Consider the following 14167-nt stretch of genomic DNA (forward strand, 5'->3'; position numbering starts at 1 on the left):
AGATGTGTATAAGAGACAGATTATGAAGTAGATTAATTCGCAAGTTTCTTACATTTTCATTAGAATGATCATTAATATCACATTCCCCAATTTTGAATAATTTAATTGAAGTTTTGGCTTGTTCATAGAAATAACCATTTTCATGTTTAGGAGCGAGTTCTAGCACTTTCCTTCCATTTTCCATTTGCCTTAAAACTAGCACAAAAAGATTTAATAGTTTATCTATAATCGGGTTTACTATTAGAGGGCGTTCGTTAATAATTTCGGCACAATTTTTTGCACGTTCTGTAGAAGCCCCAAAAAGAGGAAATTCACATCCTTTATATATATTATTACACTCTGAGCACATTAAAATATAATTTTCAGGAGTGAGCTTCAGAAAATTATAATATTTCTGGGGTCTGTAATGGTCTATTGTGGCACTTATTTTTGTTATGCTGGTGTTATTACTGCCACTAAACCTAGTTAATAACTCATCATCCTTTAATGAGCATTCACAAATAGGGCATTTATGATTTGTTAACGTTAAATGAATGTCTTTAAATTCAGCCCATTTTTTAGCTTTCTTGCTACTGTTAAATTTATTTAATGCAGCAGGATAATCTTTATGAGTATATAATTTAGACATATCTATCATTTACATGTCTCCAAATTCATTTAGAAACTGAGCCATTTCTTCGTCAGTTGCTTTCTCATAAGTATCTAACTCAATATTCTTTTTTGATTTTAAAAATTTAAGAAACTCAAAATACTTCTTATTATATATAATGTCACCAGCTAAACTACCCTCAAGTGTTGATTTTAACATTTTAAATTCATTGCTTTCATCATCTGTAAGGTTATCTTCATTTAATTTTAATTCAGTAAACCTTTTAATATCCTTTTGCATTTTAGTGCCAATTAATGATGAAAGCTGGAAGTGATCAAGTAGTATAGATGAAATGTCTAGATATTTAGTGCCTCTTGAACGTTTTTGAACTTGTTCATTGTTCAATTCTATAATACCAATTTCATCTTGCTCTCTATTTAATAAAATTAGCGGATTATGCGTTGCAATTATAATTTGTATGTTTGGGTTTAATTCTTTTATTTTATCGATGAAAACCGCTTGCCATTCTACATGTAATGATGTTTCAGGTTCATCCATAAGCAATATGAATGGTGCGTTCTTTTGTAATATAACTGTTAAAAATATTATCAGGAGTTGCTTTTCACCAGAAGATAAGTCAGTTATTTTAATATGATATGCTTCATCATCATTTTCAATTTCAAACATTATAGGGGCAGACTCATGGTCAAATACTATCGATTTGCCAGTTTTTTCAAAAAAGCTATCAATTATTGTGGTGAACTTGAGTAATGGAGCATTTATTTCTTCGATCACTTTATTAATTTCTGATGTGATTCTTTGTAAGTATATAAAGTCTGCATTTGTAGAAGAATCAAGATTTTTTATCATTGAATCCCTTTCCTTCATTTTTTCTCCAACTCTTTTATTAACAGCTTGAACTAAGTTTCTTTGGAATTCTCCAAATTTTGCCATTAATTGGTGTAATTGTTTGTCTAAACTTAGTACTTCTCCTGACTTTTGTTCCTCTTTGTTATCAAAAGTATTTACCATTTTAACATTTATATTTACAGGTGATTTGCTATGACTTATTACTGATTCTTGGGTATCGCCGTTATCAAAAGTCTTTAGAAGTGTTAATTCAATGTATGGTGAGTTAAAACTTTCAAGCATCTCTTTATCATTTTGAAGGCAAGCATAGATTAGCTTTAATACTGTTGACTTACCACAACCATTTTTACCAATTAATATACTTGTGTCATCTCCCAACGTCCATTCTATGTTTTTATGACCAAATATTTTTCTAATAGAAAGGTTCGTAATTTCTGTTTTTATTGCCGTTTTAAGCTCTAGTGCCCCTGCATTTATTAGTAGCTTCTTGATATCATCTTTGAATGAATTAAATGCATTTTCATTTTCTTCAGGTGGTAAAAAAACATCAAGTATCTGCCCTGATATAAAGTCTTGACGTTCTTTGTTCGAACCAATCCCTTTCTTTTCAAAAGCTTGCTGCCACAAATGTTCTTTGTTAATTATAAGATTGAAAAAGATATAATGAATTAACTCTTGAGAAAATTTTTGCTTAATTATATTTTGACTATCTAATACTTCAGAAGATAAGTCATTTCTTTGTAAGAAATGACTTATCTCTCGCATTATAGACATTAATATCCAGCTTACTGGCTTTAAGTGTTTATACTCGACTTCGAAGTTAAACAGTCTTCTCGATAGTGCCTTTATTACAGTCCAATGCTCACAGTTTATCTGGTTTTTAATGTTTTTTACTAAATCTTTACTACTAAAATCTTTAAGTAGCAAATCAAAATCATACTCTAATGGAATGGTGTTAGTCTCACTTGATTTATTAATGCTTCTTAATAGATTCTGTATTGATTTCTTAGAATCATTATTAATGCTTCTATCATTTAGAGCATTTAATTTATAGGTATCTTTGTTTTCAACCGTGAATTCAATTTGATCTTTTTTTAATGCATTACGTAAGTTATTTAAACTTCTCCTAAAGTATGCATTTTGGTCAGACTGTTCGAGTTTATCTACCTTCGAAAAAACTAATCGAAACTTTTTCTCGTATCCATTTAAAAATATGCCTTCAATTGCACCATGACCACCAGCTGCAAACGGATCATTTGCATCGTCAACTAATACAACATTATTGCAGTAGTTGAAGTAATCATAATGTCTGGCTGAAAGTGTATCTCTTTTTTCACCTAACGAATGTCCAATTCCCTCACCGTCAATAAGGACAAATTCAAAATCTGCGCTTAACCAGTTAGCTAATAAATCTCCTTCAATTCGAATGTATTCTGCTAAGATAGAGATAGAGCCAAAATCATGGCTAAGGAGTTTTTTACATTTAATGATAAATTCATCTTTACTTTCTATGTTTTCTATTTTGATAGGCTTATCACTGAATAACTTGTGTTCTTTACCACAAGCTAATTTAAAGCTGTCTTCTATTTCATTTAATATTTCTTCAGTTATTTTATTTATAGATTTCTTAATCTCAGCTTCAGATAATAAAGTCTCATCATTAAAGTTTTTATCCTCTATAGAAGGTAATATTTTATGGATAACTTCATTAGCTATTTTCGAGAATGTCTCATTTTTAACCATCTGGTTTAGCTTAAATCGCTCATCTGGAGACTGCTCTAATTCATATATAACATCTTCAACTTCACAGTTACCTTGCTTAGCTTTTAAAATTGCACTTTGAATTAACTCTTCAATTGCAATTTCAACGTCTTTCTTTTGCTTAAGAATTATAGTTGCTTTGAAAGGTCTGTCTTTTTGAATAACATACTCAGTTGGTGCTACAGTAGTTCTTCGATGAGATGTAACTGGGAATTCATATTTTTTTGTGTCAATTATATGTTGTACTAAAGATGTCTTTCCTGCTCCTGTGCAACCAATCAGGTAGATTTTTTTTATATTTGGTGGTGTGCCTAAAATATCTTGTAGTTGTTTAAAGCTTCTCATAGTTACACTCTTCCTGTGGTGCTGATTCAATACTTTATTGATTTGATCTTAATATTAATTTTTTAAGATGTCACTTAGTTTGAAAAATATGCTCTTTGTCATAAGGCTAACATTGGATAATATTTCTTATATTTACAATTCAGCTTCGTTAATGAAAATATGTACTTTTTGTTTAGCTCAGTATAGTTATTTACAGAACTCCAAGTAAGAGCTTTCTTGCCATTTAGGCAAGTGGGTAGCTAAAGGTTGTTTTTGAAGTTAGGTAGAGGATTTGATATACCTAAAGCCCGTTTTATAGCTTTAGGTCTTCTGAAAAGCCTCAGAACAATGCTTTGAGTATGACTTGATAACTAAAGCTCATAATTGGGCTTTAGCTAGTTAAAATAATATTGTTATGTTTTTTCTAACCGCCATTGGTAGAAGCGAGTAACAAAGGTTTTACCCGCAAACCAAATACCTTTTACTTTTTGAATTAGCTCACCATCGTAATAGCTTTGTAAGCATTCGCCTGTCTCTTCATTCACGTTAACATCGTAATGAAGCTTTATAGGGCGATCCTTACTTTTAGTATTCAAACCGCCCATAGCTAGAGTGTAAGTTTGCCAGTCGCTATTATCAGCAGCAAAAAACCTAAGAACCTAAGGGGTCAAATCTTGACTTCAGACATCATAACTTTAGTTGACCTACAATCATTGATTAAACGAAACTAATTTGTTTAATTTTAACTGTGTTCTCTATCTTCACATCCTCTGTTTTACATTTCTATGCGCAATAGCTGCGGTTGTGTTGTATGAGCTAAATTTACTACTATTTTCAACTGCGATGTTTTATCGTGTTGCACAATATTTTTTAAGGGATGACTAAGATATGGCAATGCCTATTTCAGTAGATAACGCTGAACATTATAACTGGGGCGATAATTGCGATGGCTGGCATTTGGTTAAAAGTGAGCAGTTGAGTGTTATTCAGGAGCGGGTGCCGAGTGGGGCGTGTGAACAAGTACATAAGCACAATATAGCAGAGCAATTCTTTTTTGTGCTCAGTGGGCAGGCTACTTTAATAGTCGACTCAGTGACTCATGTATTAAACGCTCAGCAGGGGTTGCATGTGCCCGCGGGAGTTGTTCATCAGCTATGTAATTATGGCGATGTTGATCTTGAGTTTATTGTTACCTCAACCCCGCCAAGTCATGGTGATAAGGTGCTTGTTTAACATACTAAACCTAAGGGGTCAAATCCTGACTTCAGACATCATAACTTTAGTTGACCTACAATCATTGATTAAACGAAACTAATTCGTTTAATTTTAACTGTGTTCTTTATCTTCACATCCTCTGTTTTACATTTCTATGCGCAATAGCTGCGGTTGTGTTGTATGAACTAAATTTACTACTATTTTCAACTGCGATGTTTTATCGTGTTGCACAATATTTTTTAAGGGATGACTAAGATATGGCAATGCCTATTTCAGTAGATAACGCTGAACATTATAACTGGGGCGATAATTGCGATGGCTGGCATTTGGTTAAAAATGAGCAGTTGAGTGTTATTCAGGAGCGGGTGCCGAGTGGGGCGTGTGAACAAGTACATAAGCACAATATAGCAGAGCAATTCTTTTTTGTGCTCAGTGGGCAGGCTACTTTAATAGTCGACTCAGTGACTCATGTATTAAACGCTCAGCAGGGGTTGCATGTGCCCGCGGGAGTTGTTCATCAGCTATGTAATTATGGCGATGTTGATCTTGAGTTTATTGTTACCTCAACCCCGCCAAGTCATGGTGATAAGGTGCTTGTTTAACATACTATGGCAAGTACGGTATTGTTAAATAAAAAAGGAAGCTGAGGCTTCCTTTTTGGTGTGCGTATTCTATTTTAACGATTTAAACCCTAAGCGCCTGGGCCACACTCCATACAGTGGTTAATGATTTCTGGGCCAAATTTAAGTTTGGCGTTTAAATCACGAAGGGCAGTGCGCAGGCCTTCTTCAATCACTGGGTGATAAAATGGCATATCAAGCATTTGCGGTACGGTCATTTTGTTTTGTACTGCCCATGCTAATAGGTGGGCGATGTGCTCTGCTTGTGGGCCTATGAACTCTGCGCCGATAAATAAACCAGTGCCTTGCTCTGCATATACACGCATATGACCTTTGTTTTTTAACATTACACGGCTTCGGCCTTGGTTTTCAAAGCTTACTTCACCGACTTCAAAGCAACCACAATCACCTAATCGCTGTGTTATTTGTTTATAGCTTTCACCTACCATGGCAATTTGTGGGTCGCTAAATACAGCGGAGATAGGCGCACGGCGCAGGCCAGTTTGAACATGAGGAAAACGCCCCGCATTTTGCCCTGCGATAGTACCTTGGTCGCTTGCCTCGTGTAAAAGTGGGATCATATTACTGGCATCCCCGGCAATAAATATATTTGAATCGCCACATTGCATGGTGTACTTGTGAGCAACAGGCACGCCGCGTTCATCAAGTTTAATGCCTGTGTTTTCGAGGCCGAGCTTGTCAGTGTTTGGTATGCGACCAGTGGCAGCTAGTACATAATCAAATTGTTCTGTGTGCTTTTGACCGTTTTTATCCTCAAAGGTAAGTTGTGCTTTATCGCCCACTTTTTTCATGTCAGAAACGTTTGAGTCGGTATCAACAAAAAACTCTTCAGCGAATACAGTATTAGCATAATCTTTAATAACAGGGTCGGTAATGGGGCCTATTGCGCCGCCTACACCAAATAGCTTTACCTTAACGCCTAAGCGGTGTAATGCTTGGCCTATTTCGAGGCCAATAACGCCGGGGCCAAACACGGCAACGGATTCTGGTAGGTCTTGCCAATCAAATACGTCGTCGTTGATGATGAGCCTATCGCCAAAGTTATTAAAGGCGCCAGGGTATGCTGGTCGCGAACCTGTAGCAATAACAAAACGCGTGGCAGTGATTATTGTGTGGTCGTCAATTTGAACTCGGTTGGTATCCAAAAACGTTGCATAGCCACGAATTTTATCTTCGCTGGGGATGTCATCGACGGCCTCAACAACAAAGCCAACAAAACGGTCACGTTCATTACGTACGCGCGCCATAACTTCAACGCCGTTGATTGTAGGTTTTGAGCTGTGTACACCAAAAGCGGGTGCGGTTTCGATTGAGTGAGCAGCCTCAGCTGCAGCAATTAATAGTTTACTAGGCATACAACCTACACGGGCACACGTTGTGCCATATTGGCCTGCTTCAATCATTAGTACGTTAGGCGTGTGTTGCTTTGCGTTACGGTATGCGCTTAAGCCTGCTGTACCGGCACCAATTACAACAACATCTGTGGTTAATTCTTTCATCGTGGTGTCCTTGTGTGATACCAATTTTATTAAAAAACTGGCTTTCAAAATAAGTTAATAAAATGGGTACGTTAAAGGGTGAAAGTAGGGGCATGAATGCCCCTAATTATGTGCTTAAATTATTACTTAATTAAGCAAAGTATTTTTCTAAATCGTCAGAGCCACCAATGTGTTTTCCGCCAATAAATACTTGTGGTACGGTCTCGCGGCCTGAAATAGCTTTAAGGCTTGTTAGTGATGCACCTGCACCCATAGTGATTTCTTCAAACACGAGGCCTTTTTCTTCAAGTAATGCCTTTGCTTTTGAACAGAACGGGCAACCTGGTTTAGTAAATATGCTTACAGCTTCAGGCTTTACTTGCTCAGGGTTGATGTAATCTAGCATGGTATCAGCGTCAGACACTTCAAACGGGTCGCCTGGTAAGTCTGGTTCGATGAACATTTTGTCAATCACGCCGTCTTTAACCAGCATTGAATAGCGCCAGCTGCGTTTGCCAAAGCCTAGATCATTTTTGTCTACTAACATGCCCATGCCGTCAGTAAATTCACCGTTACCATCGGGCAATAAAGTGATGTTTTGTGCTTCTTGGTTTTGGGCCCATGCGTTCATTACAAAGGTGTCGTTTACTGATACACATACTATGTCATCAACGCCGTTTTGCTTTAGTACACCCGCAAGCTCGTTATAGCGTGGTAAGTGAGTTGAAGAACACGTTGGTGTAAATGCACCTGGTAGTGAAAACACAACGACAGTTTTACCTTTAAAAATGTCATCCGATGTCACTGATTTCCATTCATCGTTTACGCGAGTTGCGAATGTAACTTGTGGAATTGTTTGACCTTCAATATTGTTTAACATGTTTTTAGTTCCTCTTGATTTGTTGATAGCCATTATGTCGTGAAAGTTATAATAGCTCCAATCGTTTGTTTGTATTAATATGATAGGTATTAACTATCATTAAGGCGTGTTATGAATTTAAAAGATCTTGAATATGTTAAAGCGGTTGCTCACTTCAAACATTTTCGTAAAGCGGCTGATGCATGTTTTGTTAGCCAGCCTACGTTAAGCGGGCAAATCAAAAAACTAGAACAAGAGCTTGGCGTAACCTTATTTGACCGTTCTACCAAGCAAGTTACCCTAACTACACACGGTGAACGTTTGTTGCCGCAAGTTGAGTTAGTGCTAGAGCAGGCTAAAATTTTAAAAGAGCAGGCGGCAACATCGAGTACACCATTACAAGGTAGGGTAAAAATAGGGATAATCCCAACTATTGCCCCCTATTTATTACCCACGTTACTTACCTCAATGAAAGAGGCATTTGCCCAGAGCCAATTTACTTTTGTTGAAATGCAAACCCACACTATTTTAGCCGCGCTTGACAGTGGTGACGTTGATATTGCGATATTAGCAGATGTGCCTGAACTTAAGCTTTATCATACGGTTAATTTATATAAAGAAGATTTTTTAGTGGCTTTGTCATTGCAAAACAAATTGGCTAATCGCGGTAAAATAGCCTTGGATGAGTTAAAAGCATGCAACTTATTAATGCTTAGTGATGGGCATTGCTTTAAAGATCAGGCGCAACAATTTTGTTTTGCTGCTGGGGTTGATGTTTCTAATGAGTATCAAGGTAATAGCTTAGAGACATTATTAGCATTGGTGGCAATGGACGACGGTGTGACGTTTGTGCCAAAGCTTGCGAGTGTTGAACGCACAGGTATTGCTTACTTGCCTATATTTCCGACTCAACAACGTTCGGTTGTGATGGCATCTCGTAAGCACTACCCACATTTAGCAGGTGTTGAAATATTAGCTAAGTGGCTAAGCGAACACCCTAGTTTGTGCCAGCAACTGACTAAAGCGCTAGGTTAGCCAGTTCAACGACATCATTTATTTGAATATTAGGCAGTGGTTGTTTATCAATACTTTGTGCAATAGCGCTTTGCTGATAAACCTGCTGAATTTGAACCTGATTGAGAGTGGTGATCATGTTTGGCATTTTATTACCTGCGGCATCAGTTAAGTAATTGTGGTGAGCAATATTTAATATTTGGCCTTTTTCTATTCCGTGTGCTTTGCCTAAATTAATAACAAGTTTACCGTTTTCAATGTGCAGTATTTTACCTTGGGTTTCTAGGCAGGCCATGGCCGCTTGTAAATCGTAGCTGAGTGTTTGGTTTATGTCCGTTATGGTTTGTCCGTAGTCAGATCCCCAAAAATTTTCGCTGTATACATCGATACGGTCTGTTTTTTCAAATGGCCAAATACCTTTTCCGCGATAGCTTTTTTGCCATAGGCGTTCGTATGTGGTGCCATCAAATAATACAAAGTCGATGTTGTAAGCGCGTTGGTAACTTTCATCTTGCCAAAAAGCATAATCGTTATTGAGTTTTTCACTATTCGATATATCCACAAGCTGGCTTAATAATACGTATTGCGAGTTGCTGCGTGTGGCAATCTCTTCAAGTAAAGCGTTGCTGTAATCGTATTGTTGTGTAAAAAACTCACCAACGCGAATTGGAAAGTTAAAATACGCAGTAGGGCGTGTACTGATAGGCGAATTACTCAGTGTTTTATATAAGTTTTCGCTGCTTGCTTTGCTAATGTCAAAAATTTGACCCAGTTTGGCTTGTTCACGGTGCTTGAGTTGCGTTTGGGTGATAGCTACAAACTTATTAAAACTGCTTGCTGGACACTGTTCCTGTTGCGGAAATATATCTAACCGTAGGGTGACAGCAAATTGATCACCACGGCGGTCTTCACTGATCATTTCAATTTTTTGAATTTCACCATGGCTGTTTATTTTTAGTTGGTCTTGGGTGAGAACGCCATCGACCAAGGTTTGCATAGAGGTTACACGGGCTCCCGAAAAAACCAGCGCTTGAGTTATCGCATCTTTTATTGCAACTGACTTAGCTCGTGAAATGTCATCATTTTGAATGTTTGCATGACCTGTGGACTCAAACCATTGTGCATAGGACGCTGAGCTTACACATAAGGTAAGCCATGTAGCCGCACTAAGGGCACAGTTTAAAAGTTTGTTCATCGCTAGATTCCACGCTAATGTATTTTTTAATTAACTTACATACGCAAGGAATATACCAATAGTTACAAGGTGTGAATATATCATGGCACTAATCATGCATTGAAAGAAGTCATTATTTTTGTAGTTTAATGTGGGTCTTATGCGTACAACACTTTTTTTTATAGCAGCAGTGAGCTTAGCTGGTTGTAGTAGCGTTTTTGATAAACATGTTCAGTATAAATACGTTGAGCCTGATAGCTACCCTGTATTAAAGGCTATTGGTTATGCGCCTATAAGTGCTCAACCTGGAGACAACGATACACAGCGCTCATTAATGGCATTAAAAGCATCTAAACTCGAAGCATACCGTGAGCTTGCTGAGCAAGTGTATGGGCAAAAGATTACCGCAGGAACGACTGTAAAGGGTAGCATCGCGCAAAACGATCAATTACAAAGCCAAGTCCAAGGCATTATCAAAGGTGCGCAAGTTATTAAAAGTTACCCAGTTGGCGACAGTTATGCTACTGAGCTGAGACTGGATATGAAACGTGTACACGATTTATATATTGGTGAGATCAAACCACGAGAAGTAAAAAAAGTGACTTACTATTAAGCAAATTAAAAATCCAGTAAATAACTATAGTGCTAACAGGGGGGGTTAGCGTGCTCAATGTGAGCGCTGAGGTTTAAGCTTTTAGGTTGTGAACTAACGTACTACTGCCATGAACAACACTACCACCTTGGTCATAAGTCATCGATGTCGGAGCACCAATCAATATATCCTTAAGTTGCTTAACGCTTAGTTGCGCTTGATGAGCAGCATGCGCATTAATGTCATTCTTCTTTTTACAGGTTTCTAGTTGCGAGCGAACAGAACTGATTAACTCTTCTACCTCATCTGACTTTGCATCATTTGAATTAAGTAGCGTACTGAGCTCTTTATCGAGTGTCTGGATTGTATTTAAAAAAGATAGCTTTTGCTTTGCAATGTCTTTAAGGCCATCACCACGACGTGATGCAATTGCCATAAGTTCATCGTCAAGCACTTCAACCAGTGATGCCAAGCAATTTAACTGCATGGTGAGTTTTGATGCAATTAGACCGTTATGATCAGCCATATACATCAAACTCGAACGCTGCAATATTCTTAGCTAGCTTTTCAGCATCAATTTGGTATTTACCTTCACTGATCGCTTTTTTAAGCTCTGCAACTTTGTTGCTATCAAAACCAGAAGATTGCTGTGCTTTGTCTTGTAGTGATTTCAATTGTTGAGCTTGTGGCGTTAAGCTAACCGAGTCTGCGGTTGCCTTAGGCGCAGTTGTTTGAGCTGTATTTGCATTATTGTTTTTCAAATCAACCTTTTGCTGTTTGGTGTTAGCCAGCACATTAGCCTGTTGCTGACCTTTATTTACTTGGCTTACCATGATTATAACCTATACAGAATCCAACACATGCCTATTTATCGGCATCTATGTTTAATACTTTAGCATAAATTTGAAAATTTAAATATTAACCTGCACAGACTCAACACCGTCGACACGGGCATTTAAAACTTTCCCTGATTTCGCATTTTTAACTCTTACCTGCTCACCTAATGTACCATCTTCGAGCGCTAAACCGGAAGTTTTTATTTTTAAACCGCGTATTGTCGCAACAATACTGACGCTATCGCCTTTACACACCATGCATATTTGGCTTAAAACAATCGGTAAACCACTGCGAATATTTCGTTTGCTGCGGCTGCCAATTAGGTGCTGTGTGTCTTGTAAATGCTGCACTCTAACAAAATGTTTTGGTTTCATCTCTACACTGAGGTGGTGCGCCTGAATGACCTCTCCACGTGATAAGTGCTCTGATGCAACAACCATGGGGGCTAGCTCAACTATTCTAACATGTACGTATTGGCTCCAACCTTGTAAATCTTCACAGCTAAGCTGCACAGTAACTTGTCTATTAAATGGGGGCTCTGATGGTGTATTTAATTGCAATGCGTTTTCGCAGTACCGATCAGCAATGCGGCTGTCTAAATCAAGTGTAGTTACTTGAGTAAACTCATCACTTTTAGGAGGAAGCTGTTGCTTAATGTATGAAGCTGCTAAGGTTTGAAGTTTTTCTTTGCTATACATTTGCCCATACGCAGGTGAAACCACGCATAAGCTGGCAAGAAAATAAAAAACATTGTATCTTCGGCTTTTATTTAACAAACTCATAATGTTTCGACTATGCTTATTGTTGAAAACAGGGTATAAATATTTAGCGTCAAATTTTAGACGCTCCCGCAATGTTATGTAGCTTTATTAGAAGAAAGCAATTATTGTTCCGCTTATTAAAAGCTTTCTTTAGGAGATTGAAATGGCAGGCATTTTAGACTCAGTAAACCAGCGAACTCAGCTGGTTGGGCAAAACCGTCTTGAATTATTATTATTCAAACTTAAAGGGCGGCAGCGCTTTGGTATTAACGTGTTTAAAGTGAGAGAAGTACTGCAATGCCCTCCTTTAACAAATATGCCTAAATCAAATTCGTATATTCGAGGCGTTGCGCATATTCGTGGGCAAACTATTTCGGTGATTGATTTATCAATGGCAGTGGGCGGCCCAGCAATTGAAAATATCAAAGACAGTTTTATTATCATCGCTGAATATAACCGTTCCGTGCAGGGTTTTTTAGTCGGTGGTGTTGAGCGTATTGTGAATATGAATTGGGAAAAAATTATGCCACCACCATCTGGTGCTGGTCGGTATTCATATTTAACAGCGGTTACTGAAATCGAAAACGAACTGGTTGAAATTCTTGATGTAGAAAAAATATTAAATGAAATTTGCCCGGTTAACACAGAAGTTAGTGCTGATATTGCTAATGATGGCGAAATTCAAAAAGACTTAGGTGAGCGAATAGTGTTTATCGCAGATGATTCTGCTGTGGCGCGTAATCAAGTTAAGCGTGCGCTTGAGCCGTTAGGTGTCCAAACAGAACTTGCTAAAAATGGTAAAGAAGCGCTTATTCGATTAAAAGAAATAGCTAAGCTTGATTGCAAACACGACATTACTGAACGTGTTGGTTTGTTGATTTCTGATGTTGAGATGCCTGAAATGGATGGTTACACCTTAACCGCAGAGATTAAGGCTGATCCAAAGCTTGCACCTTTACATGTTATTCTTCATACATCTTTGAGTGGTGTTTTTAATCAGGCGATGATTGAAAAAGTAGGTGCCGATGACTTTATTGCTAAGTTCAATCCAGATGAATTAGCAACTGCGGTGAAAAAGTGGGTTCATTGTGACTAATTCGAACAGGTGGTGTTACTTTGGAAAATAAGCATTTACAGCAGGGCGAATATGATCAGTTTCGCACGTTTTTAGAACAGCAGTGCGGTATTGTTTTAGGTGATAATAAGCTTTATTTAGTAAAAAGCAGGCTGGCACCTTTGATGGTGCGTTTTAAGGTTGAGTCTCTTTCTGAGCTTGTAAGTAAAACACTCAGTCCTCATGAGCGTCAGCTTAGAGCTGCCGTGGTTGATGCGATGACCACAAATGAAACCTTGTGGTTTAGAGATCAGTATCCATTTGATTTATTACAAAGCAAATTATTTCCAGAGCACAAAGAGCTTAGACGTCCGCTAAAAATATGGTCTGCTGCGAGTTCTTCTGGTCAAGAACCCTATTCAATAGCAATGTCTGTTGCTGAGTTTCAAGCAAAGCAGCCTGGTGTATTGAAAATGGGCGCGCAAATCATTGGTACAGATATATCTAACACTATGCTAGATATGTGCAAGCATGGCGAGTACGACTCGCTTGCGTTGGCACGTGGGCTTTCTGCTGAAAGACGTAAAAAGTTTTTTAAAGATACTGGCAACGGCATGGCTCAAGTTACTGATCCAATCAAAAAGCTAACGAGTTTTAGGCACCTTAACTTGCTTGATTCTTATGCTTTAATGGGCAAGTTCGATATTATATTTTGCCGCAATGTGTTGATTTATTTTTCGCCTGAAGTCAAAGCGAAAATTATTGCGCAATTTGCTCAAGCTCTGAACCCAAAGGGGTACCTTTTCTTAGGTGCCTCAGAGTCTATGTCTGGCTTAAGTACTGAGTTTGATATGGTGCGTTGTAACCCCGGTATTATTTATCAGAAAAAGTAAACTGACCTTACTGAACAATGTTGGTTTCTAAATAACGGCGCTTTTATGCGCCGTTTTCTTTTATAAATTAGTAGTTTACTCCTACCTTTAAGTTGTCAATTAAAC

14 protein-coding genes and 1 pseudogene are annotated in these 14167 nt (G+C 37.8%); 6 read left to right on the plus strand and 9 right to left on the minus strand.

What is annotated here, in order from left to right; all coding sequences use genetic code 11:
• The 3 genes and pseudogenes from C7Y70_RS09975 to C7Y70_RS09985 form a co-directional block, all read right to left on the minus strand.
• Positions 1-637: pseudogene (locus C7Y70_RS09975) on the minus strand (hypothetical protein); the annotation flags it as partial.
• Positions 638-3565 carry an AAA family ATPase gene (locus tag C7Y70_RS09980; protein WP_135474785.1) on the minus strand — a complete coding sequence of 976 codons (2928 nt, stop codon included), beginning with the start codon at positions 3563-3565 and terminating at the stop codon, positions 638-640.
• A gap of 392 nt (positions 3566-3957) precedes the next feature.
• The gene (locus C7Y70_RS09985) at positions 3958-4140 is read right to left on the minus strand and encodes a hypothetical protein (protein ID WP_135474787.1); all 183 of its coding nucleotides are present in this window, start codon (positions 4138-4140) and stop codon (positions 3958-3960) included.
• A 292-nt stretch (positions 4141-4432) separates the two neighbouring features.
• Between C7Y70_RS09985 and C7Y70_RS09990 the strand changes: the two genes are divergently transcribed.
• Both C7Y70_RS09990 and C7Y70_RS09995 read left to right on the plus strand, forming a co-directional pair.
• Positions 4433-4777: a cupin domain-containing protein gene (locus C7Y70_RS09990; protein ID WP_135474789.1), complete on the plus strand. Its 345-nt coding sequence runs from the start codon at positions 4433-4435 to the stop codon at positions 4775-4777.
• Positions 4778-5016: 239 nt separating this feature from the next.
• Positions 5017-5361, plus strand: coding sequence for a cupin domain-containing protein (locus C7Y70_RS09995; RefSeq protein WP_135474791.1), 345 nt, complete (start codon positions 5017-5019; stop codon positions 5359-5361).
• Between the two features lie 89 nt (positions 5362-5450).
• On the opposite strand, the gene C7Y70_RS10000 is transcribed toward C7Y70_RS09995, so the two are convergent.
• Positions 5451-6899, minus strand: coding sequence for a dihydrolipoyl dehydrogenase (locus C7Y70_RS10000; protein WP_099296795.1), 1449 nt, complete (start codon positions 6897-6899; stop codon positions 5451-5453).
• 130 nt (positions 6900-7029) lie between these two features.
• Positions 7030-7758, minus strand: coding sequence for a glutathione peroxidase (locus C7Y70_RS10005; RefSeq protein ID WP_099296794.1), 729 nt, complete (start codon positions 7756-7758; stop codon positions 7030-7032).
• 111 nt (positions 7759-7869) lie between these two features.
• On the opposite strand from C7Y70_RS10005, the gene C7Y70_RS10010 reads away from it, so the two are divergent.
• Positions 7870-8772, plus strand: coding sequence for a LysR substrate-binding domain-containing protein (locus C7Y70_RS10010; protein ID WP_135474793.1), 903 nt, complete (start codon positions 7870-7872; stop codon positions 8770-8772).
• Here C7Y70_RS10010 and C7Y70_RS10015 read toward each other — a convergent pair.
• A complete protein-coding gene (locus C7Y70_RS10015; protein ID WP_135474795.1) occupies positions 8756-9946 on the minus strand; it encodes a flagellar assembly protein T N-terminal domain-containing protein in 1191 nt (396 codons plus the stop codon). The two genes, C7Y70_RS10010 and C7Y70_RS10015, sit on opposite strands and share 17 nt — an antisense overlap.
• Before the next feature lie 139 nt (positions 9947-10085).
• On the opposite strand from C7Y70_RS10015, the gene C7Y70_RS10020 reads away from it, so the two are divergent.
• Positions 10086-10538, plus strand: a complete 453-nt coding sequence (locus tag C7Y70_RS10020) for an LPP20 family lipoprotein (protein ID WP_135474797.1) — start codon at positions 10086-10088, stop codon at positions 10536-10538.
• A 73-nt stretch (positions 10539-10611) separates the two neighbouring features.
• On the opposite strand, the gene C7Y70_RS10025 is transcribed toward C7Y70_RS10020, so the two are convergent.
• The 3 genes from C7Y70_RS10025 to flgA form a co-directional block, all read right to left on the minus strand.
• A complete protein-coding gene (locus tag C7Y70_RS10025) occupies positions 10612-11043 on the minus strand; it encodes a flagellar protein FlgN (RefSeq protein WP_135474798.1) in 432 nt (143 codons plus the stop codon).
• The gene (gene flgM, locus C7Y70_RS10030; protein ID WP_135474800.1) at positions 11036-11350 is read right to left on the minus strand and encodes a flagellar biosynthesis anti-sigma factor FlgM; all 315 of its coding nucleotides are present in this window, start codon (positions 11348-11350) and stop codon (positions 11036-11038) included. Before flgM ends, C7Y70_RS10025 begins: the two co-directional genes overlap by 8 nt.
• Before the next feature lie 78 nt (positions 11351-11428).
• Positions 11429-12136 carry a flagellar basal body P-ring formation chaperone FlgA gene (gene flgA / locus C7Y70_RS10035; RefSeq protein ID WP_135474802.1) on the minus strand — a complete coding sequence of 236 codons (708 nt, stop codon included), beginning with the start codon at positions 12134-12136 and terminating at the stop codon, positions 11429-11431.
• A 142-nt stretch (positions 12137-12278) separates the two neighbouring features.
• Here flgA and C7Y70_RS10040 point away from each other — a divergent pair, with 142 nt between their 5' ends.
• The gene (locus C7Y70_RS10040) at positions 12279-13211 is read left to right on the plus strand and encodes a chemotaxis protein (RefSeq protein ID WP_099296787.1); all 933 of its coding nucleotides are present in this window, start codon (positions 12279-12281) and stop codon (positions 13209-13211) included.
• 20 nt (positions 13212-13231) lie between these two features.
• On the plus strand, positions 13232-14062 hold the full coding sequence (locus C7Y70_RS10045; RefSeq protein ID WP_099296786.1) for a protein-glutamate O-methyltransferase CheR: 831 nt from the start codon (positions 13232-13234) through the stop codon (positions 14060-14062).
• Positions 14063-14167 lie beyond the last annotated feature (105 nt).

The sequence above is a fragment of the Pseudoalteromonas sp. KS88 genome (genome assembly GCF_004766475.1).
In the GTDB taxonomy this organism is placed as follows: Bacteria; Pseudomonadota; Gammaproteobacteria; order Enterobacterales; family Alteromonadaceae; genus Pseudoalteromonas.

What these genes read in the sequence shown, in the direction of transcription:
- C7Y70_RS09980 (WP_135474785.1), bottom strand. Translation starts at nt 3,565, where the DNA reads ATGAGAAGCTTTAAACAACTACAAGATATTTTAGGCACACCACCAAAT.
- C7Y70_RS09990 (WP_135474789.1), top strand. Translation starts at nt 4,433, where the DNA reads ATGGCAATGCCTATTTCAGTAGATAACGCTGAACATTATAACTGGGGC.
- C7Y70_RS09995 (WP_135474791.1), top strand. Translation starts at nt 5,017, where the DNA reads ATGGCAATGCCTATTTCAGTAGATAACGCTGAACATTATAACTGGGGC.
- C7Y70_RS10000 (WP_099296795.1), bottom strand. Translation starts at nt 6,899, where the DNA reads ATGAAAGAATTAACCACAGATGTTGTTGTAATTGGTGCCGGTACAGCA.
- C7Y70_RS10005 (WP_099296794.1), bottom strand. Translation starts at nt 7,758, where the DNA reads ATGTTAAACAATATTGAAGGTCAAACAATTCCACAAGTTACATTCGCA.
- C7Y70_RS10010 (WP_135474793.1), top strand. Translation starts at nt 7,870, where the DNA reads ATGAATTTAAAAGATCTTGAATATGTTAAAGCGGTTGCTCACTTCAAA.
- C7Y70_RS10015 (WP_135474795.1), bottom strand. Translation starts at nt 9,946, where the DNA reads ATGAACAAACTTTTAAACTGTGCCCTTAGTGCGGCTACATGGCTTACC.
- C7Y70_RS10020 (WP_135474797.1), top strand. Translation starts at nt 10,086, where the DNA reads ATGCGTACAACACTTTTTTTTATAGCAGCAGTGAGCTTAGCTGGTTGT.
- C7Y70_RS10025 (WP_135474798.1), bottom strand. Translation starts at nt 11,043, where the DNA reads ATGGCTGATCATAACGGTCTAATTGCATCAAAACTCACCATGCAGTTA.
- flgM (WP_135474800.1), bottom strand. Translation starts at nt 11,350, where the DNA reads ATGGTAAGCCAAGTAAATAAAGGTCAGCAACAGGCTAATGTGCTGGCT.
- flgA (WP_135474802.1), bottom strand. Translation starts at nt 12,136, where the DNA reads ATGAGTTTGTTAAATAAAAGCCGAAGATACAATGTTTTTTATTTTCTT.
- C7Y70_RS10040 (WP_099296787.1), top strand. Translation starts at nt 12,279, where the DNA reads ATGGCAGGCATTTTAGACTCAGTAAACCAGCGAACTCAGCTGGTTGGG.